Origin of the sequence: Tumidithrix helvetica PCC 7403, from assembly GCF_965232925.1 — a bacterium.
In the GTDB taxonomy this organism is placed as follows: domain Bacteria; phylum Cyanobacteriota; class Cyanobacteriia; order Pseudanabaenales; family Pseudanabaenaceae; genus Tumidithrix; species Tumidithrix helvetica.
The window spans coordinates 96,979-118,195 of record NZ_CBDDRA010000014.1 but is presented as its reverse complement, the minus strand read 5'-3'; the positions used below and the strand labels follow the sequence as shown (position 1 = coordinate 118,195).

General features: G+C 44.5%; 19 protein-coding genes. 9 read left to right on the top strand and 10 right to left on the bottom strand.

What is annotated here, in order from left to right:
• Nucleotides 1-74: 74 nt before the first annotated feature.
• Nucleotides 75-1,286, bottom strand: coding sequence for a PAS domain S-box protein (locus ACP2WE_RS14365; protein WP_425216231.1), 1,212 nt, complete (start codon nucleotides 1,284-1,286; stop codon nucleotides 75-77).
• 42 nt (nucleotides 1,287-1,328) lie between these two features.
• The gene (locus ACP2WE_RS14360; RefSeq protein WP_425216230.1) at nucleotides 1,329-1,649 is read right to left on the bottom strand and encodes a slr1957 family protein; all 321 of its coding nucleotides are present in this window, start codon (nucleotides 1,647-1,649) and stop codon (nucleotides 1,329-1,331) included.
• A 349-nt stretch (nucleotides 1,650-1,998) separates the two neighbouring features.
• On the opposite strand from ACP2WE_RS14360, the gene ACP2WE_RS14355 reads away from it, so the two are divergent.
• Entirely contained in the window at nucleotides 1,999-2,586 is a 588-nt protein-coding gene (locus ACP2WE_RS14355) for a chemotaxis protein CheW (RefSeq protein WP_425216229.1), read from the top strand.
• A gap of 54 nt (nucleotides 2,587-2,640) precedes the next feature.
• On the opposite strand, the gene ACP2WE_RS14350 is transcribed toward ACP2WE_RS14355, so the two are convergent.
• The gene (locus ACP2WE_RS14350; RefSeq protein ID WP_425216228.1) at nucleotides 2,641-6,219 is read right to left on the bottom strand and encodes a DUF4347 domain-containing protein; all 3,579 of its coding nucleotides are present in this window, start codon (nucleotides 6,217-6,219) and stop codon (nucleotides 2,641-2,643) included.
• Between the two features lie 138 nt (nucleotides 6,220-6,357).
• Between ACP2WE_RS14350 and msrA the strand changes: the two genes are divergently transcribed.
• Entirely contained in the window at nucleotides 6,358-7,020 is a 663-nt protein-coding gene (msrA, locus tag ACP2WE_RS14345; protein WP_425216227.1) for a peptide-methionine (S)-S-oxide reductase MsrA, read from the top strand.
• Nucleotides 7,021-7,135: 115 nt separating this feature from the next.
• Here msrA and ACP2WE_RS14340 read toward each other — a convergent pair whose 3' ends face one another.
• Nucleotides 7,136-7,519 (bottom strand): response regulator transcription factor, encoded by a 384-nt coding sequence (locus ACP2WE_RS14340; RefSeq protein WP_425216226.1) that lies wholly within the window; start codon nucleotides 7,517-7,519, stop codon nucleotides 7,136-7,138.
• 23 nt (nucleotides 7,520-7,542) lie between these two features.
• Complete coding sequence (locus tag ACP2WE_RS14335; protein ID WP_425216225.1) at nucleotides 7,543-9,075, bottom strand: adenylate/guanylate cyclase domain-containing protein; 1,533 nt, start codon at nucleotides 9,073-9,075, stop codon at nucleotides 7,543-7,545.
• 278 nt (nucleotides 9,076-9,353) lie between these two features.
• On the opposite strand from ACP2WE_RS14335, the gene ACP2WE_RS14330 reads away from it, so the two are divergent.
• The 3 genes from ACP2WE_RS14330 to ACP2WE_RS14320 all read left to right on the top strand — a co-directional run bounded on the left by ACP2WE_RS14330 (nucleotide 9,354) and on the right by ACP2WE_RS14320 (nucleotide 13,368).
• A complete protein-coding gene (locus tag ACP2WE_RS14330; RefSeq protein ID WP_425216224.1) occupies nucleotides 9,354-10,196 on the top strand; it encodes a vWA domain-containing protein in 843 nt (280 codons plus the stop codon).
• 204 nt (nucleotides 10,197-10,400) lie between these two features.
• Entirely contained in the window at nucleotides 10,401-11,336 is a 936-nt protein-coding gene (locus tag ACP2WE_RS14325; RefSeq protein ID WP_425216223.1) for a hypothetical protein, read from the top strand.
• 73 nt (nucleotides 11,337-11,409) lie between these two features.
• Nucleotides 11,410-13,368, top strand: coding sequence for a pentapeptide repeat-containing protein (locus ACP2WE_RS14320; protein ID WP_425216222.1), 1,959 nt, complete (start codon nucleotides 11,410-11,412; stop codon nucleotides 13,366-13,368).
• Nucleotides 13,369-13,441: 73 nt separating this feature from the next.
• Here the strand turns inward: ACP2WE_RS14320 and ACP2WE_RS14315 are convergent, their stop codons facing one another.
• Nucleotides 13,442-13,987, bottom strand: a complete 546-nt coding sequence (locus ACP2WE_RS14315; RefSeq protein ID WP_425216221.1) for a cyclic nucleotide-binding domain-containing protein — start codon at nucleotides 13,985-13,987, stop codon at nucleotides 13,442-13,444.
• Nucleotides 13,988-14,139: 152 nt separating this feature from the next.
• Here ACP2WE_RS14315 and ACP2WE_RS14310 point away from each other — a divergent pair, with 152 nt between their 5' ends.
• The gene (locus ACP2WE_RS14310) at nucleotides 14,140-14,559 is read left to right on the top strand and encodes a peptidylprolyl isomerase (RefSeq protein WP_425216220.1); all 420 of its coding nucleotides are present in this window, start codon (nucleotides 14,140-14,142) and stop codon (nucleotides 14,557-14,559) included.
• A 182-nt stretch (nucleotides 14,560-14,741) separates the two neighbouring features.
• Here the strand turns inward: ACP2WE_RS14310 and ACP2WE_RS14305 are convergent, their stop codons facing one another.
• From ACP2WE_RS14305 to ACP2WE_RS14295, 3 genes are all read right to left on the bottom strand, one after another.
• Entirely contained in the window at nucleotides 14,742-16,037 is a 1,296-nt protein-coding gene (locus ACP2WE_RS14305; protein ID WP_425216219.1) for a hypothetical protein, read from the bottom strand.
• Nucleotides 16,038-16,158: 121 nt separating this feature from the next.
• Nucleotides 16,159-16,848, bottom strand: a complete 690-nt coding sequence (locus ACP2WE_RS14300; protein ID WP_425216218.1) for a response regulator transcription factor — start codon at nucleotides 16,846-16,848, stop codon at nucleotides 16,159-16,161.
• Between the two features lie 265 nt (nucleotides 16,849-17,113).
• Nucleotides 17,114-18,880: a DUF1565 domain-containing protein gene (locus ACP2WE_RS14295; protein ID WP_425216217.1), complete on the bottom strand. Its 1,767-nt coding sequence runs from the start codon at nucleotides 18,878-18,880 to the stop codon at nucleotides 17,114-17,116.
• Nucleotides 18,881-18,991: 111 nt separating this feature from the next.
• Between ACP2WE_RS14295 and ACP2WE_RS14290 the strand changes: the two genes are divergently transcribed.
• From ACP2WE_RS14290 to ACP2WE_RS14280, 3 genes are read left to right on the top strand one after another with little or no spacing between them, the layout of a single operon-like run.
• On the top strand, nucleotides 18,992-20,101 hold the full coding sequence (locus ACP2WE_RS14290; protein ID WP_425216216.1) for a thiamine phosphate synthase: 1,110 nt from the start codon (nucleotides 18,992-18,994) through the stop codon (nucleotides 20,099-20,101).
• Between the two features lie 40 nt (nucleotides 20,102-20,141).
• Nucleotides 20,142-20,231, top strand: coding sequence for a cytochrome b6-f complex subunit PetN (petN, locus tag ACP2WE_RS14285; RefSeq protein ID WP_330485576.1), 90 nt, complete (start codon nucleotides 20,142-20,144; stop codon nucleotides 20,229-20,231).
• A 48-nt stretch (nucleotides 20,232-20,279) separates the two neighbouring features.
• Nucleotides 20,280-20,405 carry a hypothetical protein gene (locus ACP2WE_RS14280; RefSeq protein ID WP_425216215.1) on the top strand — a complete coding sequence of 42 codons (126 nt, stop codon included), beginning with the start codon at nucleotides 20,280-20,282 and terminating at the stop codon, nucleotides 20,403-20,405.
• 145 nt (nucleotides 20,406-20,550) lie between these two features.
• Here ACP2WE_RS14280 and ACP2WE_RS14275 read toward each other — a convergent pair whose 3' ends face one another.
• Nucleotides 20,551-21,180: a hypothetical protein gene (locus tag ACP2WE_RS14275; RefSeq protein WP_425216214.1), complete on the bottom strand. Its 630-nt coding sequence runs from the start codon at nucleotides 21,178-21,180 to the stop codon at nucleotides 20,551-20,553.
• Nucleotides 21,181-21,217: the final 37 nt, after the last annotated feature.

Here is a 21,217-nt window from a genome sequence, read left to right as displayed (position 1 = left end):
TGTTCCTGCGAATATCAGACGCTCAACCATCCCGAGCATTACCCTGCGTACAAATTAACTTGGTTGCAGCACTTTTAAAACTCAAAAAAACACCCAATAATCTCGAACGGTGCATCGTAATGGTCTCGTACCAATCGCATTTCATCTCGTATCCAACAATATTTGCCGTTCTTATGCAAAAAACGGTACTTGTGAGTATGCTCTCCCTGCTCCAGTAAATTAGCGTAACCTGCAAAAAATTTGGAAGTATCTTCAGGATGGATATGGCTAGCCCAAAAGTCAGCATCTTGTATAAAATTCTCGGGTGTATAGCCCATAACTTCTAAAATATTTTCACTGACGAAAGTAACTTTATAGTTTCCTTCAGGACTGCATGCATAGATTACTGCTGGACTAAATGAAAGTATAAATTGCATCCGATGTTGTAGTATTTGATTTTCCAATTCAACCCGTCTGCGTTCGGTCACGTCGCGAAAAATGCCTTGGATAATTCGCTCTTCGCCTACTTCGATCAGGCTACTTGTGATTTCTATGGGAATGTAACTACCATCTTTTCGCAAAGCGGTACTACTCAAAAGTAGGTCAGTGACACCTTGTCTGAAGTCAGACAAATATGCTTTAGACTCTATTAATGCTTCTGGTGGGTGCAGTTGACTCAAATGCATTTGAGTTAATTCATTGCGGGTGTACCCAAACATTTGCTCTGCTTTCTTGTTGACATGAAGCAGATTTCCTTGCACATCAGCCAACAGAATGGCATCGCTAGCTCCATTCATTAGGGCCTGGTAGCGTTGCTGGCTCTCTAGAAGCTCAGCAGTACGTTCCATCACCCGTTCTTCTAATTCTTGGGTTAGCGATTGTAACTCTAAGTTCTTCTCCTCTAGCGTTTTGCTCAAATGGGACAACTGTAGGTGCAGTTGCAAACGGGCAAGTAATTCCGCTATTTGAAAAGGCTTGGTAATGTAATCTACTGCCCCTAAACTAAGCCCAGTCACTTTATCTTTTAACTCGATTAAAGCAGTCATAAAAATGACGGGAATTGCTTGTGTAGATGAGTTAGCTTTGAGTTGACGACAGATCTCAAACCCATCTATTTCAGGCAACATTACATCTAACAAAATCAGATCGGGAGGGTTTTGCTGTGTTTGGGGAACTACATTTCGCCCATCAGTATTAATTTGCAATTGATACCCAACATCAGTCAACGCTTCGTACAAGACGCTAAGATTTATTGGGTTATCCTCTACGATTAAGATAGTAAACCGATCGGGTGATATGACACGCATGCCTTAATTCCTATTCTCCCTAAATAGGATCGCTATAGGAGGTTAGAAATCTTCAATTTCCATCTGCCCGACCGTAACTGCCACGAAGGCAAATGCTAAGGTGGCTGGCATTGGGTTTTTCATTGCAAAGCTCAATAGAAATGCACTGATACTGACCATTACGGCAGCAATTGACCAAATTCTCTCTTCTTTGCTTAAACCTTTTTCTACTTTAATCAGTCTGAGCGTTGATGAGGGGATGGGCTCAGGCATGACTGCACCTGGTGGAAAAGCCCAATAATTGGTATGGCGCTCGATAAATAGATCGGTCCAACCATTTGTATGGCACCATTCGTAAATCCATTCATCGCAAAAATGTTTCATGTTTTTCTTTGTTTAAATTCTTTACGGTTTAAATTTGGCGAGTCTATTTTTGGGGAATTTAAAAAAAGGGGTGAAACCAAAATAAAATTTGTTATGTTAGTCAGCCTAGCAGGACTTAAAGTATTCCTGAAGAGGTAGATAATAAAATTTACGGTAATAGCCCAAAAAGTTACCAAACTTTACTAAGTATTTGTTACATAAATACCAATCGCTTTCAGGGTGAAAGTAATTTCCGATCGCTTAATCAGCAAAAACCAGCGATCGTGCGGTTTACAACCCGTCAAGAAACAGGTATTTATGTAGTTACAGTAAGTAAGTCTTGTAATTACGAGTTTGAGTCAAAAATTACTTGCAAAATTACTTACAAAATCACTTGGAATGGGAGGGCGATCGCATGGTTAGTAATGGCGGAATTGTCAGTGAAGCACAAGCATCACCTCAACCTGAGCTAGAGTCTGAAATTAAGGTCGAACATCGTCAATTTATTGAATTTCAAATGGACGGTCAAATTTTGGCGGCGCTAGAAACTGAGATCGTGCAAGAAGTTTTATCCGTCAAGGCAAAAGCTGTTGTGCCAGTGCCAAATATGCCTTCCACGGTGCTAGGGCTGATGAGCCGTCGCGGTCGCGTTTATTGGACGATCGATCTTGCCATGATGCTGGGGCTACAACCCTTAAGTGACTTTGTAAATCAGTATGAAGTCATGATCCTAAACGTGGAGAATCTCTTTTTAGCGGTGGCTGTCCCCAAAATTAAAGGCACGATCAAAGTTCCAGCCAATTTGGTCAGTACCTCTACCCAGTCTTGTCCTACTACCCTAAAGTCCTATGTCAAAGGCTGTATGACACTTCATCAAGAAGAACAGATGCGAGCGCCAAGGGTAATATATGTTTTGAAAGCAGAAGCGATCGCGCGATCGGGAATTCTGCATTCTTAAATATTCGCAGCATTCGAATGCTGTTATACGAACTTCCACAAACAATTGCGCTTGCTATTTGCAAGGAGGAATGGAAGTAGTCTGGGCGCTTGCTAAAACAGGATCGAGACAGAGAATTTCGCTTACATCCTCAAGATCTTTCTCATCCAATTTGGGTTGACGTCCTTCTAAATCTTCACGACTGGGATAGACGCCACCAAAGCCACCTACGGTCTTATTTGTCAAGGAGAACGTTGCGGGTTTAAATCCATTGGCTGTTGCTAGAACTGAGTAACTACCAGGGATTCCATTTGCCGTGAATACTGGCGCGATCGCAATGCCAAGGTTGTTAGTAAATACGCTGGAATTCCCAGCAAATGAACCATCTGCCCCGTTGGGCAAGGAAGTGAAGGTCACGAGAATACCTGGTGCTGGAATGGGACTATTCACAAAGTTTTCTGTCACCTGCACGCCCAAAAGCGTCGCAAAACTGGTGTTGATATTCGTACTTTGCGGTGTAGTGTTCGCTAGAGGTGTAAGACTAAAGCCCTGAGCCTCAAACGCGCCAATATCAACCGTGCCACCAAAAATGCGAGTCGCGCCTCGCTGATCGGTTCCTATTGGAGCAAGGGCGTTATTCCCTGCGTCTAGAGCGACGCTACCAGGCAGTAACGCATGGGTTTGGGTCGTACCGCCATAGTTGCCAAGAGGGGCGAGTTTAGGATCGACTGGGTTGGCAATCGTGCCTATGAGGGCGCTATTAGGGAAAATTACGGCAAACCCATCATTTGCCCCAATTAAATTATTGCCCCCATTCACAAACCCCGCACCTACAACATTACTACCCAAGTCTGGGGCCTGTAGCCCTCGGTCAAAATTACCTGCCACAACCGAGTTGCGAATTGTAAATGTGCCTCCACTACGAAAAATGCCTCCACCATCGCCTGTGCCATTGCGATCGGCATCAGCAGTATTGTTCGTAATGGTGCTGTTGGTAATCGTGCTATTACTAATACCAAAAATACCACCGCCATTATTACCTGCAAAGTTCCCCGAAACAGTACTATTGGTCAGCGTTACGGCTCCAATGTTAGTAATACCACCACCATTATTACTTGCAGAGTTCCCCGAAACGGTGCTATTGGTTAGCGTCACGGCTCCAACGTTAGCAATACCACCGCCATTATTACCTGCAAAGTTCCCCGAAACAGTACTATTCGTCAGCGTTATGGCTCCAATGTTAGTAATACCACCACCATTATTACTTGCAGAGTTCCCCGAAACGGTGCTATTGGTCAGCGTTACGGCTCCAACGTTAGCAATACCACCGCCATTATTACTTGCAAAGTTCCCTGAAATAGTACTATTAGTCAGTGTTACGGCTCCAATACCAAAAAAACCACCGCCAGTTTGAGCAGTATTTCCCGACAAGATGCTATTGGCGATCGCAAGTGTTGAATTGTTTGTACGTGCGATCGCACCACCAAATGATGATGCCGTATTGCCCGAGAAGGTAACGCCGTCGATCGTTACCGTACCATCATTGCGTAAGCCTCCCCCAACGCGTGCATTATTGCCACTGACAATCGTGTTATTTAGGTTCAGCGTGCCACTTGTGACATTGATGATGCCACCGCCACCGCTCGTGCCACTCGTACCAATTGCAGTGTTATTGCTAATGGTGCTGTTAGAAATCGTTAGCAAGCCAGCGTTTTTAATGCCTCCGCCATCATCGGCTGCTGTGTTATTACGCAGGGTCACATTGGTTAGTGTCGCGGTGCCATTATTTGCCAACCCTGCCCCATCACTGCCACTGTTTGCTGTAACGATTGTATTGTTAGCAATAACGCTATTGGTCAGATTAAGCGTAGCGCCCGTATTCACGAGGATGCCTGCGCCTTGCGTACTACTAACTCGACCATTCGCTACCGTCATTCCGTCGATATTTACAGCGATCGCCCCAGAGATATTAAAAACCCGCGAAGCATTATTGCCACTAATCGTTAGATTGCCTGCCCCAGTTCCCTGAATCGATAGATTTTTAGTAATTCCTAGTTCGCCTGTTGTCAGCGCGATCGTCTGAGGCGTGGCAAATGTGCCAGTTGTATCAAACCGAATCGTATCTCCTGCGATGGCGGATGCAATTTGTCCTCTCAAGGAATTTGCGCCAGCGTCATTGGTATTCAATACGGTGAGAATTGCCAATGTCTCTTTGTAGGCTTGCGTTGTAGCATTACTGAATATCACCGTAGCTGGTTGTCCACCTGTCTGATATTCCAGATTCCAATCACCACCTAAAGCGGTACTACCCGTGCGATTGCTTGAGGCGGCAATTTCATGTCCTGTAAGTGTCTTCACGGCTTGGACTAATGCCGCACCATTGTCTCCATTCGCAAGATTGCAGGCATAGAGCAAAATATTCGCTGCTGGTGATAGTGCCGTGCGCCATGCTTGCAAATCGGAGGAATACCGAGCAATATTCTCATGACTCACAAAATCTCTGCCCAGCCAGAAGTTTCCAGAGTCACCTTCTGAAACAATGTGTAGACTATTCGCACCCGTAACATTGGCTAAGGTTGTTGTAATTTTATGGATGCCATTTTGGTCTGGGTTGACTAGGGTGAGACTACTACCGCCTTTCGTTCCATCGATTAGGGTTTGATAGTTGGCGATCGTGCCGTCTACAAACACAAAATTCCAGCCCTGCTGAATATTCGCCGCACTCAGTGATGCTCTGCTCGTATCATAGCGATCGGCAAGAATAGAAATCTGACCGCTATTCGCGAATACTTGACCGTTGATGACTGACGTTCCAGTCTGTGTTGGTGCTGTAATTCCCGTTCCTGTGAGTAGTTTTGGCAGATCGATCGCTGTAATTGCTTGAGAGGTTCCCAATTCTTGCTGCGCAGCAATCGGAAGATCTAGACTGAGTACTCCCCCTTCAGGTGTGATGCGAACGAATTTACCATCGGGAACAGCAACAATATTAATTTTGCCATTGGGTGTAGAAATGGTTCCCGTATTAATCACAATTCCCCCCACAAGGGTAATGCTTTGTCCTTGGGGAGTGCTGAGATTCCCCTGATTGAGAATTACCCCAGTAGTTTGCCCTTGCGAAAGTGGTGCGGAAGGATTGGTAAAAGCAAAAGCATTGGGTGTCCCTGTAAGATTCTTAAGGTCGCTAGCACTGGTGCTCATTCCAAACCACCCATTCCCGACTTGGATACCGTTAGCGGTGGTGGCTGTGAAGGCGGCGGGTACGTTTAAGCTAGCATTGGCTCCAAAGATGATGCCTGCGGGATTGATGATGTAGAGGTTAGAATTTCCACCCGTAAGTTGAATCAGTCCGTTAATTACAGAGGGATCGCCACCGACAACGCGACTGAGGATGTTTTGAATATTCGGTTGGCTCAAGAAGTTAGCGATTTGTCCTCGATCTAAGCCAAATTGCTGGAAGCTATGAAATAAGTTCGCACCAGCTTGCGTTCCCCCTGTAATGTCGAATCGCTGTCCGTTGGTTAAGACGACCGTGCCTGTGCCATCTTGGGCTGGGGTAATGACTTGAGCTGAGATTGAGCCTGCGATGAACTGTCCAGAAAATATGGCGATCGCGATCGCCGCAGGAATCCGATATATTTCTAAAGATAGCTTCATAGCAAATTCCACATACATTTCATTAAAATCTAACTTAACGCATTCCTATATTTCTTGCTACGATCGCCGCATGATTTGTTTGCAATACTTTACTGGTGATTAAAATAGAAATATCCACTCAAACATCAAAATGAAATCATGGCCTTATTTGGATTTGGTAAGAAACTAAGTTTGCCCACTGCTCAAGAGGCTCTACCCGGACGTGCAGAATCGATGCCCGTTCCTGCGCGTCACTATGTCAATGGCAATCCACTCAAACCTCCCTTTCCTGATGGTTTAGAAGTTGCCATGTTTGGGATGGGATGTTTTTGGGGTGCAGAACGCAAGTTTTGGCAGCAAGAGGGCGTGTTTAGCACGGCTGTAGGCTATGCCGCAGGGATCACACCTAATCCCACCTACGAAGAAGTTTGTTCGGGTATGACAGGTCACAACGAAGTCGTTTTGGTTGTGTTCGATCCCCAAAAAATCAGCTATGCAGGGATTTTAAAAGTATTTTGGGAAAATCATAACCCTACCCAAGGAATGCGGCAGGGCAATGATGCGGGTACGCAATATCGTTCGGGTATTTATGTCTACTCAGAAGCCCAAAAGGAACTGGCAAAAGCATCCCTCGTTAGCTATCAGCAAGCATTAACGGCGGCAAGACATGGCACAATCACCACTGAAATTCTCGATGCACCAGAGTTTTACTATGCTGAAAACTATCACCAGCAATACTTAGCGAAAAACCCCAATGGTTATTGCGGTTTGGGTGGCTGTAATGTCGGTCTACCAGCGATCGCAACCGCCACCGCTGGCTAAGGCAATATCTCAAAAAATATATACCACCGATCTTAAGGGCAATCCCCCTGTGGTTGCCCTAAATCCCACGGGGAAGGCTCAGGGGCACTACCCCCACAATCATTAATTCATGCACTTAATGCTCGATCCCTAAAACTTCGTATGCTTTTTCTAAAACTTCATCTGGATCGAAGGGCTTTGTCATGTAAATGTCTGCACCCACCTCATTCCCCTTGTTTTTGTCAAACTCCTGCCCTTTTGCCGTCAGCATGATGATAAAGACATTCTCAAGATTTAACTCGCGCTTCACCGCATGACAAACATCAAACCCATTCATCTTGGGCATCATCACATCAAGAAAGACAAGATCGGGCTTTTCGGTTTTGATCTTTTCTAAGGCATCTGCGCCATTGTCCGCAGTCAGAAGCTCTACATCCTCATCCTCTAACTCTTCCAAGGTTTGTTCGAGCAACAGACGTATATGTGGCTCATCATCAACAATCAAAACTTTCTTTGCCATAATCTCTCGTACTCTACACTTACTTAGTGTATAACCTCGAATACTTCGATCGCTTTCTTTTTGCCCTTCACTTGCACAATTCCGTACTCTTTAAACTCAAAAGTATCTTTGGTGGCTTCGTACACACCTCGGCTGACTAAAATTTGACCGCCTAAAGCGATCGACTGCAACCGAGAGGCAATATTGACCTCATCGCCGATCGCAGTGTAGTCCATATGTTGTGGCGAGCCAATATTTCCTACCACCACTTCGCCCGTACTAATCCCAATTCCCGTAATAAAGTTTTCTCTAATCCAAGGCACAGGAATCGTGCGAATGCGTTTTTGCATCTCGATCGCAGCTTCGATGGCGCGACGTTCGTGATCGAGGAGGCGTGAGGGTGCGCCAAACATCGCCACAATCATGTCACCTACAAATTTATTCACAGTCCCCCTATGACTAAAAATCACGGAGACCATGTGGGTAAAGTATTCATTTAAATACATCACCACCTCTTCGGGGGCGAGTTCCTCGCATTTGGTTGTAAAACTACGAATATCCGAGAATAACATCGTAATATTGCGCTTAGTCGTATTGAGCGAGACTTCCCCTTTTGCCCCAATTACGGCTTGGACGACCTGAGGTGAGAGATATCGTTCCAAATTGTTTTTGATGCGCTCTTCTTTGAGTTTACTTTCATGGAGTAGCGCGTTCTCGATCGCTGCCGATGCTTGAGCCGTTAAGGCTGTAAATAGTTTGAGATCCTCTGAAGTGTAGTTCACAGGATTTATATTGCTGATATTAATCACGCCAATGGTTTTATCTTTGGTTCTCAGGGGAGCGCAAATGAGCGCATAGGCAGGTGCTTCGCTGGGAATGTATCTCGAATCTGAAGATAGGTCATTCACAATTTCGGCTTTACCTGTCTTCAAAACGTGACCAGCGATTCCTTCGCCCAAGCGCAGTTCCACATTGTTTTTTGCGGCTGTTCCCACTCCAGAAACAATCTCTAAGAGATCGGTATCTTCATTGAGTAACATCACAGAGGCACTGGTGGCTTCAATCAGTTTGCGAGCTTCGTCAATCACTAGCTCAGACACCTCTCTCACGCCCAAACAACTAGCCATTCGCCCAGAAATGTTATAGAGAAAATTAATTTCTCGGTATTTGTCTAATGCTTCCGCAGCCAGTGTTTTGCGTTCAATTTCTCTGGTGGCAAGATGATTGAGTAATCTTACGATCGCATCAACTCTAGTGCTGTCAGTGCCCACCACCCACCCAACCACTTCACCTGAAACCTCTATCGGCTGTTTGTGAAGTTGAGATGTTTGGATTCTTGGGTTCTCAGTTACCTTTAAGGAGTCTGAGTTTTCGATCGCTTCCTGTTCTAAACTATTGCCTAGATTCCCAATATTTTCAGAAGAGTTCCCCGTTATATTTCCGCTTAAGTGTTCAACTAAGAGACTCCCTTTGTCATCTTGAATGGAGATGGAATTGGAAGAGTTATCGAGCATACTTTGAATAATATGCTTGACGTCCCCCTTGAGAATCATCTTTTTGAGGCTGATTTGAGCCATGTCTTTAGTATGGGCTATTTTTATGCTAGTCCTGAACTTTAAGATAACATGCAGCCCTATTTAAACAAACAGGCGATCGCTTACTATAAATAGCTGAACAATTCAGTAAATTGGGTTGTGGTTTGTTAGACTGAATCTAGTATAGATTGCAGCTTTTCGTGAATTCTCCAGTGAAATAGTGGCAAAAAGTAGTGACAAAAAACAGTTGCAAAAAGTAGTCACTAAAAATATAGTTGCAAAGAATTTTTACTAAATTTCCAACCCTGTCATAACTTTCTATGCCTTACTCTGCGGAAATTAGTCGTCGTCACCCCAGTTGTTTCTTGTTCTTGGTCGATCAGTCTGGCTCAATGGCAGATAGCTTTGACGTCAAAAGCGGACAGGAACTCCAAAAAGCACAGGTGGTGGCTGATGCGGTGAATCGCCTTTTAGACTCGCTAGGACAACGCTGTGTCAAAGGAAATGAAATTTACAATTATTTTGATGTAGGCGTAATTGGCTATAACAGTGAAGTTGCGCCTGCCCTGGATGGTAATTTGTCTGGAAAAGCGATCGCGCCCATTAGCACCATCTATGAAAACCCCGCAGAGCTAGAGCATCGTACCCAACAAGTGTCGGATGGTATGGGTGGCATTGTTGAAGTGTCTAACGACTTCCCCATCTGGTTTAAGCCGATCGCCAATGGTGGTACTGCCATGTGTCATGTGTTTGAAATGGCGCGAGGATTGTTACAGGATTGGGTGGAAAAGCACCCTCAAAGTTATCCGCCTACAATCATCAACATCACAGATGGTGAGTCTACGGACGGCGATCCGCGTGAAGCGGCTAACCGTCTTAAAGAAGTTCATACCCATGATGGTTCTGTATTGCTTTACAACATTCACCTGTCATCCGAGTACATTGCTCAAATTTCGTTTCCTAGTACGGCGGATGTCTTGCAAGACCCCTACGCTAAGCTGATGTACGAGATTTCGAGTCCCCTACCCAAAGCGGCAAGAAATGCAGCGGAAAAGGAAGGCTATAAAGTTTCGTCTGAATCTCGGGCATTTATGTTTAATGCCGATCCTGTTAAATTAATACAATTTCTAGACATCGGTACGCGTACCGATAATTTACGCTAGTGTTCTGTCATGAATTTTTTGAGAGGTTTCAACCCCTCAAAAAACACACCCAAAAAGCTTTCTAGATTCCTTAGACCCATCAACTAATCGTTGACGGACTACTAGGAATTCTGACTTGATGGCTAAAGTCAGCACTTCAAGTAGCTTTCGCACTTTAGGCAAAGTATAAGTATGAGGCGCAGAAATAAAAGGTCAGACGCAAGATTGAAAATTGCTAGACGAAAAGCAGCTATTTATCAAAACAGCGATCCACTGAACCACCAGCCTCAAACTTTAAGCCTCAAGTCCGCGATCGCCAAATCAATCGCTGAACCATATTGCCAAGCAGAAACTTCCAGCCTAGCTTTAGAGAATGGCTTAGATTCTGGCTTTGTGAAAGTTATCCACTGCTATTCCATCAATAAGGCAGGTAGTCAACCTGATGAGTGTGAAGATGCCTATATATGGCAGATCGAAGCAGATGTTGGTCGGTTTGGCGTAGCGGATGGTGCCACAGAGTCATCGTTTGCTAAAGAATGGGCAAGACAGCTGGTGAGCCAATTTGTCCGAGCATCCATTCCCAAAACTCCAAGCACGCAAAAACATACAAATGAAGAGGAAAGTCACGGCAAATTCTCGCTCTATGATTGGTTGACACCGCTACAAAAAACTTGGGAAACTTGGCTAGCGGGTCAAGATTTACTCTGGTTCGCAAAACGTAAAGCCGAACAAGGAACCTATGCAACTTTACTGGGTCTAGAGATTGATGCGAATCGTCAGTGGCAGGCGATCGCCGTAGGTGATTCCTGTTTATTTGTGGTGAGAGATTTTGTGCTGCTCCATAGCTTTCCGCTCGCCCATAGCAGAGAGTTTAGCTACAGGCCGCAACTGCTTGGCACTAAGATGCCTATTCGTGACGATCTCAACCCGATTATGGCGCATTTTATCACCCACAAAGCCGAAGTTGGCGATCGCTTCTATTTGGTGACCGATGCCCTTGCTGCCTGGATCTTTGCCAGTTTAGAAACGCACAAAAATCCTTGGGTAGAATTAGATAGCATCAACACACAGGCAGATTTTCTGGATTGGGTTACCCATTTACGCAATCGCCAAGAGATGACCAATGACGATACAACCCTTCTGCACATTCAGATTCAGTAATAAACCCAAATTCAGAATGATAGAGAATTTTACTCCCTAGACCTCAGATGCTCGATTCTTTTTCTATACAGTGATGATTGCAACTTCTCCGCAAAATTGGCCGCTCAACATTGACTTTACTGCCGCAGTTCAAAATCCGCAGGTCTGCTTTGCAGACGAACTCTTAAAGCGATCGCAGCCAGCTAAAAATAACCGAGGCAGAATTACACTTTGGTCGGGAAATTTTGCCACGGTTTACAAACTCATGGATGCTGGCTGTGCTTGGGCTGTGCGCTGTTTTATCCGCGTGCCGCAATCAGACGTACAGCAGCGATACGCCGCCATTGGCAAATATCTGGACGAACATCAGCTTCCCTATCTCGTGCATTTCCAATTCCTCGAAAAAGGAATTTTAGTCAAAGGCGAATGGTATCCCATTCTCAAAATGGATTGGGTCGAGGGAGTCGAACTCGATCGCTACATTGGCGATCATCTCAACAATCCTGACAAACTGCTGACCTTAGATCGAGAACTCAAGCAACTCAAGCAAGACCTCAGAGATGTAGGCATTGCCCATGGCGATCTTCAGCATGGCAACATCATGGTGACACCATCAGAGCAATTAAAATTGGTGGACTATGACGGTATGTATGTGCCTGCCCTCAAGGGAATTCCCCCATACGAGACAGGGCATCCCAACTATCAACTGCCAGAGCGATCGCTACAGGATTTTGGCGAACAGGTTGATGATTTTTCCTTTGATGTGATCTCGCTATCGCTCAAAGCATTGGCAAAACAGCCCGAACTCTGGGATTCTTTTCACGAAGACAACAAAAACCTGATTTTTCGGCAAGATGATTTTCGGCAACCCAAAGAGTCTCCCGTATTTCGGTCGATCGCGCAAATTAATGACACCGAAACCCAAATTCTCTATGACAATGTCGTCCAACGTTGTAGTGGCGAACTGGTTCATATAGACGATCTGGAAAACAAGCGATCGGAATTTGCGATCGAGCCCTTGACCCGATTGGCTAAGTGGCTACGGTTAGATATTCCCCATCCTTCTGAGTCTGAGCCTTACAAACGTATATTTCTGTCAGGGGCTGGTCTTTTGGTAATTAGTCTAGGTGTATGGTTTGTCTTTCGGTATATACAGCAACTGCCGCGATTGCCAGAAATTATCACCCAACCGACAGAAACTGCCAATGCGATCGCGACTAGACTGAACTTACCCACAGAGTCCATATCTCGAGAGAAACTCGTAGAACAGTACAAAAACGGGCGGCGGGACTTTAAACAGGTCAACCTCGCTGGCGCAACCCTAAATGGGCTAAATTTAAGCGGGATCGATCTCAGCAATTCCGTACTAGAGAGAGTCGATCTGCATCAAACCGATCTAAGTGGGGCAAATTTATCTGGAATTATCTTGGCAAAAGCCGATCTGCGGGGCGCGAATCTCACCAGTACCAACCTCACCGATGCTGACTTGACCGAGGCAAACCTGAGGGAGGCAAATTTAACCAAAGCTGTACTTTTGCGCGCTGATTTAAAGCAGGCAAAGTTAAGTTTTGCCGTTCTACAGGGAGCTGACCTAATGCGGTCAAACCTACGCGAAGCTGATTTAGGGCTTGCCGACTTGAGAAGTGCTAACTTGGTGTTGGCAAATTTATTCAAAGCAAATTTACTCAAAGCGAGATTGAGAGAAAGCAATTTAGGCGCAGCCAATCTCACGCAAGCCAATTTAGATTCTGCCGATTTGGTGTTAGCCGATCTGCGATCGGCTGAACTTTATCAAACCAATCTTTCCAGCGCTAACCTGAGTTCTGCGAATTTAAGCTCGGCAAATCTTGTTTTTGTTGAGCTAGCGGGTACAAATTTAAGTGGGGTTAACTTTCGAGGCGCAACAGTTGACAATGTCAATAACATTCAAGATGCAAATTTTGCCAATGTCATGAATCTATCACTTGCGACGCGCAAGTATTTTTGTGCTAGTGCTAGTGGCACCTTCTCAGGCAGTAATACACCTACCAAAGTGACGCTTAGTTGCCCTTAAGTTGGTTATCGGTTATTTGGTTATCAGTTATCGGTATTCAGACCGATCGCTGAATACTGCCCACTGTCAACTGTCAACTGCTTTTACGTCCTTTCACACCATTAACCAACCAATCAAACTTCACTCTGGCGAGATCCATATTGCCAACAATGCCTTGTTCGAGGCTACCTTTTTCTTTTTCTAAGTCTTCTAACTCCATGCCGTACCCTAGGCGACTGACAGTGCCACGCATGCGATCGGATAAACAAATCGCCAAGGCATGATAAAAACGGGAGGCAAAGCCAGTGTCTTGCTGCAATTTGGCATTTAACTGCAATCGTGGAATCGAAAGTACGAGGGATTCGGTTTCGGCTCTTACGGTGGCTAGAGGAGGACGGGCATCAATAAACGATATTTCGCCCACAATCTCGCCACTAACGATTCTGGCTAATTCTTTGTTGTCTAATGACTCAATACGGACGCTGAAATTACCATTGACAACAATATAAAACGCATCGATCGCTTTCCCTTCCTGAATCAAGACTTTACCAGGTGCGATCGTTTCTTTTCTGCCTTTCAGGATCATCCAGTCAAGGTCATCGTTGTTGAGTACACCTAAAAAGAGTAATACTTGTTTCATGACTGATACCTTAAACTTCTCCCAAAGCTCGAGAAAACATATTTTCGCATAATGTAGCAGATTGTCAGAAAATTGTGGTTGGTTAAAGTTTGACTGACAGAGCTAAACTAGCCAACGAAACAGACATAATACTAATACGAAAGGATAAATTTATGACCCGTGCCATCATGGAAACCAGCAAAGGTACGATTAACCTAGAGCTATTCGATCGAGATGCTCCTAATACAGTTAAGAATTTTGTGGATTTGGCACAAAAGGGGTTTTATGACGGCTTAAGCTTTCACCGAGTCATTGATAACTTCATGGTTCAAGGCGGTTGTCCGTTGGGTACTGGCACTGGTGGGCCTGGCTACAAGATCGACTGTGAAATTAACTCTAACAAGCACTTAGCAGGAACTCTATCCATGGCTCATGCTGGTAAAAACACTGGGGGAAGTCAGTTTTTTATCTGCCATTCGCCCCAACCCCACTTAGATGGCGTGCACACGACCTTTGGTAAAACCGAGGATATGGCTGTGGTCAATGCGATTCGTAAAGGTGACAAAATTGTATCTTTGAAAATCGTCGCATAGTCGCAAAGTTACAAATTTCAAGATAACGCCTACGCCTACTTACTTGAGTTAGCGTAGGAGTTTTTATTTGGGGTCTTTCAATGCCAACTATGCTTGTAATGCCATATTTCGGACTAGTACAGCGTGGCATAAGTAAATCGACTATTTAAAATTTCAGGCATCAGACACTATGTTCACGATCGCTACTCAATGGCACATGGATTTCCGCCACGGTGTACTAGCTCTCCTATATCAGAATTGCTATCAAAAATTGCCTCTTCAGCAATCTCTTTAGGTAAGAGTTGGTATTTAATCATTAATTCAACTGTCCCTTCTCTACAAAAAGAACATTGTTCTTTAGAGTAAATTAATTTGAATAAATTGATTAATTTATCGGTCTTGCAGATTTCAATGTTCCTATCATCTTCAAGGATTTTGTAAGTGCCAAACTCTAAATAGTGGAACTCATCATCATCATTAATCCCTAAAAGTATTTTTTCAATCAGATCTAAATCTGACTCTTCAAAGTTATTGGATAGGATCTCGAAAGATTCACGCAAACATACTCTACTTTCAATATTATTTAGTGCAATCTGCCTAATTCGACCGTCTTTAAAAAAGCTCAAAGATTTTAACGCATGCGCTCTAATAGATTCATCATTTGATTCAACAAATTTTGTTAATTTATCAAATTCAAAAGGAAATTTTGTTCCTGCGAATAGTTTTAGGTATCTCTGTTGTATATTTTCGTCCTTTTCGTTTAAAAAATCTTCAGCAATTTTTAAAATATCGTCTTGTTTGAGCCTTGCATGCCATGCGCTGAAACGGGATAGATGACCTGCTTGAATCTCTTGATTAAAAGCATCATAAGACCAATCTTTAGATTTACGTTCTTTCAAACGCTCCTGATTTGCATTGACAGCAACTAAGTAAGCTTGAATAAAGTTATTATTGATTGCTTTTTCTTGCAAAAAAGATAATGCTTGAGTGCCCGATAGAGATTCATTGGTATAAGTAATAAGATGATCGTCTTCCCAAGCTGACGAATCACTCTGCAAACATTTTCCCCTAGCTTCAGCAATAAATGCTAAGGCTTCTAATCCGTCTAAATCAATTAAATCAGTTGCATGAATTTCGCGACTGCAATTAGTTGGATCGAACCTACGATAAAGATTTTGTCGCGCATCAACATTTCCTTTTAAAGCAAAAATTTTGCACAGTGAAAACAATTGGCATAAATCCCAATCCTCTATGCTTTCATTAAGTAATTCACCAACTAGCTTGTTTTCTAGTATTTGACTCTGCTTTGTAGAAGCAATAATTCGATATAAATACTTGGCTCGGTTCTCCTGACATTGAGGATCGTAGGCTTGACAATTTATACAAGCATCAAAAATCAGATCGCTGAAATCAATATCTTGATTTTCTCTAACCAGTAATAAAGCCCTACCAGTTCCTTTTCTGAGAGATTCTTTTACCTGATTTTTTGTGTCTGACATGAGCTGAAATAATTCTATTATAGCGATCCTTAATAGTTTATGAATGTAGTACAAGCTTCCAGCCCATGCAGGCATCTTGCCTGCGTTACAAATCATTTAGGATTGCTATAGCTCAGATCGATCAAGTAACCAGTCCGTGCTGGAGGGCATAGCGGACGAGTTCGGTGCGGCTGCCAGTTCCGGTTTTACTAAATAGGCGACTGACATATTTCTCAACATTACGAATCGTTGTGCCCAAACGCTTGGCAATTTCTTTATTCATCAAGCCTTCTACAACCAGCTCTAACACGCTTTGTTCGCGGGGGGTAAACTCGATTTTAATGGGGGCAGGTGTGGTTATAATCGATGGTTTTTGCTTGAGTAAAGCTTTGATTTCTGCCAACTGTCCCGCTAAGTCGGTAATTTCTGCTGCATTCGCCGCATTGCTATTTGCTTGCACGTTCCGACGAATCAAAAGATTTTCGACGATCGCCACCAACTCATCAGGGTCAAAGGGTTTCGATAGATAGCCATCGCAGCCTGCCTGATAGCCCGCAATGCGATCGCTGGTCATGCCTTTTGCGGTGAGAAATACCACGGGTAAACTGACAAAGCGATCGTCAGTGCGCATTTGTTTGAGAAACTCAAAGCCGCTCACCTGCGGCATCATCACATCCGTAATTACCAAATCGGGTGTGATTTGCTCTAAAAGTTGCCATGCTTCGCGGGCATTACTGGCAACTCTGACCAAAAAGCCACTATCTTCTAAATATGCCTGTACTGCTTCCCTCAGCCCAGGTTCGTCATCAACCAGCAAAATATGTGCAGACATAGGAACCAATTCCTAAAGTAATTACTAGAGTAATACCAATTTCTCTTAAATTTGCAACAGATTGAATTTGGAGTTCCGCGCAGAGCGCGGTCTTTTCAAAAAGATGCGTTGTGATTTTTTGAAAATGGTATGAGCCATCCTTACAGGTTTTGTCTGTTTCTATATCCTTTGCTAAATTCATCGGTAGCTGCCAAACTGAGCAGGCAAGATGCCTGCACTACGGATAGACACAACCTATTGAGGAGTCGTATTGAGCAACCGTCAATTAAGGGCTAATCGTCTCAACCACAGCACTAAATCCTGATTGCGCGAGGTTTTGGACTTGGGTATTGGCAATTTTGCGATCGTTGTAAGCCCCAACCTGTACGACCAATCGGCCATTGAGGTTTGAGGCAAAAGCATTGGGAATTACACGACGAATCTGTAAGGTGTCTTCTCTAGAGGATACAGGAATAACGACACGGTAACGGGGGCGATCGCTAGGATTTATTCTCGGGTTACTAAAAGCTGTAGAGGAAGGTGGCGCAATCACAATCGGTCGATTTACAGGCTCCCCTGCAGGAGGTGACATCCGAATTGGGGGTAAATCATTACTGATCGTCGTGTTTGTAGGAATAGGAGCGCTAAATTGATTGGGTGCAATGCGCACAACCACAGAATTTGCTAAAGGTTCAAAGCGTTGAGGCAGTTCGAGTTGAGAATTATTAAGGGAATTTAAAGCGTTACTCAAAGAACTACTCGATGCAGGCACATAGACGGGATGGGCTGTGCGGGTATAGCTCTGGACAGAAGGAGTTACTTGATTTGTTGCTACCGTTCTGATCGCTGGATTGGGTAATGAACTGGGTATCAAACTTGTTGTTTGAGTAGGCTTAGGGGGTTTAAGCGTCAGCCGAACGGTTGGCTTTACAGGTGAAACTTGAGGGTAAACCTGAGATGGCAAAAGGGATGTGGCTGTAGGAGAAACGCTTGCAGTTTGGCTATCGAGAAATTGAAGCTTACCCGTCACCTTTTTAGGATTGACTTGATTGCCGATCGAAGCGATCACCTTAGAAGTTGCATTTTGAACATCAGATTGGCTATTGTTACGAAAAATATTGCCACCCGAGTCCTTAGAACTACCTAAATCAGGAGATGCGTTGCCGAGAATCATTAAACCACTGCGCTGACTATTTTCGATCGCATTACTGCGCAACACTGGACGGGAGTTACCCTGAGCCAAAATTCCATCTTGGTTACCAGAAACCATATTTTCTGTAACTTGCGGTGCGGCATCTTGCAGAATATTGAGTCCAAAGCCATTGTTTTGTAACAAGTTGCCACGAATTTCTGGGCTAGCAACACCACTGATGGAAATACCTGTCGCTACATTCTTGAGAAAGACATTACTCGAAATCAGCGCTGCCGAATTGCCTGTGACGATCGCACCATCCTGTTGATTACCTGTCAGGGTATTGTTGGCAACGATGGGACTGCTAGACTCAATCCATAATCCATAGCCGCGCACATTGGGATTCGTGATCGTAACGCCCCGTAACTCGGCGCGATCGCTTGCCACAATCGTGACATTCTGACTTGAGAACAGGGGTGAATTAAAATTGCCACCGCCAACGATGCGAATTTCTTTGCCTTTACTGGCTTCGTCGCCGCGCAAAATTACATTGGAGGGCACCTGAAGTGGAAATACTTCGCCATTTGTCGCACTATAGGTTCCGCGTGCCAACTGAATGATTACATTACTGCCGCTACTGAGTTTCAGCGCATAGGTAATTGTTTTTAAGACTGCTTGAGATTGATTGCCCACGCGATCGCTGCCGTTAATCGGATCGACATAGATTACGGTCTGAGGAATGGCTTCAGCAATTAAAGCCTGCGGGGCTCTCTGAGCAATAGCCTGCATGTTTTTTTGCGCAGAGGCAGGACTCTCAGCGAACGCTAAGCCAACGAATACCGCAGCGATCGGAACTAGCTGTGTTAGCTTTGAGATTGTATAGTCTGAGTCGCGAAAATTTGAGTTACGAAAACTGTTCAAGTTTCTAAAACCTCTAGAAATACTCATCACACCAGCAAGATAATTATTTTAAAGATTGCCATCTTAATAAACCTTCAGAATAATAACCCAATAAGTCAAGATACCTAAATAGTGGTGATACATTTGGCGGAACAGAATTTCTCTCAAAACAGCCTTCAAACTCAATCCCAGCGGATTTTGAGCCGCATTCTCGATGCCAACCTCGATCGCAGCCGTGAAGCCCTACGCGTCATTGAAGAGTGGTGTCGATTTGGGCTGGAAAGCGCTGAATTATCGAATCGGTGCAAGCAACTACGTCAAGCTCTGGCAATTTGGCACGTTGACGAACTGCGTCAAGCCAGAGACACCCCTGCCGATGTTGGGACAGCCCTAAGCCATGACAATGAGGAGCGACGCAGTAACATCCAAGTCGTGCTCAGAGCAAATTTTTGCCGCCTGCAAGAAGCCATGCGGGTCTTAGAAGAATATGGCAAGGTTTACGATCCTCAAATGGGGGCGGCTTTTAAGCAAATGCGCTATCAGGTTTACACCTTAGAAAGCCAGACTCTCGCGCTCGATCCCACTGATTCTAAAGAGGATCGCCTCCAGAAATTGCAGGATGCCCATTTGTATTTGGTAACGATGCCCAGCGATCGCCTCCGCGAAACCGTAGAAGCGGCTTTGCAGGGCGGGGTCAAGATCGTGCAATATCGCCAAAAAGATGAAGATGATGGCGCCAGAGTCGCGATCGCCCAACAACTTTGCCAGATTTGCCATCAATACAACGCGCTCTTTCTGGTCAACGATCGGGTGGATATTGCTCTAGCGGTGGGAGCCGATGGGGTGCATTTGGGGCAGCAGGATATGCCCGTGGCGATCGCAAGGTCGATTTTAGGCAAAGATTTAATTATTGGGCAGTCCACCACTAATCCTGATGAATTACAACGGGCGATCGAAGCTAAGGCAGACTATGTGGGCGTTGGGCCCGTTCATGCCACTCCTACGAAACCAGGTAAGGCAGCGGCAGGCTTTGATTACGTGCGCTATGCTTCCCAAAAATTAGACCAGAAAGAAATGCCTTGGTACGCGATCGGGGGCATTGATGCCGATAATCTTGCCGAGGTGGTCAATGCGGGTGCGCGTCGTGTGGCGGTCGTGCGATCGCTCATGCAAGCTGAAAATCCTACCCTTACAGCACAGCAAATGTTATCTATTGTCTGTGGGCAACACCAAAGCGTATGATGAGACTCAGTACACTTACATGTAAGCACAGTAATTTTTCATGGATATCTTGACATTAGGCTGGGTCGCTCTTTTGGGCATGTTCACGCTCTCGATCGCTTTTGTGGTTTGGGGTCGGAATGGCATGTAGTTGCTAGGTTAACAACAGTAAAACGACAACTAAGAACAATAAAAAGAGATGTCTGAAACTGCAATCATCAGTGTCTTCTTCTGGCTTGCTTTTGTGCTGTTATTTCTCGTCACAGCTGGCGTGATTTATCTCACCTTTTTAGAATGGCAAGATCGTCGTCGCAATAAAATTTAGATCGGCAAGGTCTAACGGGCAAGTCGGGTTAACGATTTGCCCATATTTTTGTTGCTATTCTCAAAAATCTTGATTCGGAATTGGATGAACTTCGCGGCTAAACTGCTCTGGGCTAGAAGATCCCATGACAGGAGTAGAATTCTTTTTACGCAGCTAAGCGATCGCTAACGCGCTCTAACTGTGCCTCACATTGGCTAAAAATATAATTTACCGCAGCCGCTAATTTGTCGAGGTCATACATGGTGAAAGGGGCAATATTTTTTGTGAAAATTTTCTGTTCCAGCTTGCCAAATTGCCAAAAGCTACCGTTAGAAGCAATCCCAAATACGATTACATCTAGGTCAGCATTTAAACCTTGGGCAGCAATCATCTCGGCGATACATTGTCCCCATGCTGCCTCAAAATTATCTTGCTTTGCTTCCACTAGCATGAGATAAGGGCGATCGAATACGACTTTGCCTAGAGGCGATCGCCTTGCGAGAATATATTCAGGAAAGCCCGATAGTTTCTCATCGTAGTTAAGAGACTGATGGCTCCACAACAAAAACTTGCTGCGATAATGTTTCCAAACTTCCTTAAGCATCGGATAGATGAGATTCTCGCAGATCGCAAATTCAGAATTATCGACCACACCTTCGCGCATCATCAGTTGCAGATCTTCGCGAAAGTAGTCAGAAACTGCGAATGGCAGGGCTTGGATAAAGTCAGCTTCAGTATAGGTAATCTGAAACTCTTTAACGACTGCACCAATTGTTCTGTAGCTTCCAAAAGACATACTTAGTTCCTTTAACTCATGGCATATTTTTGTAATA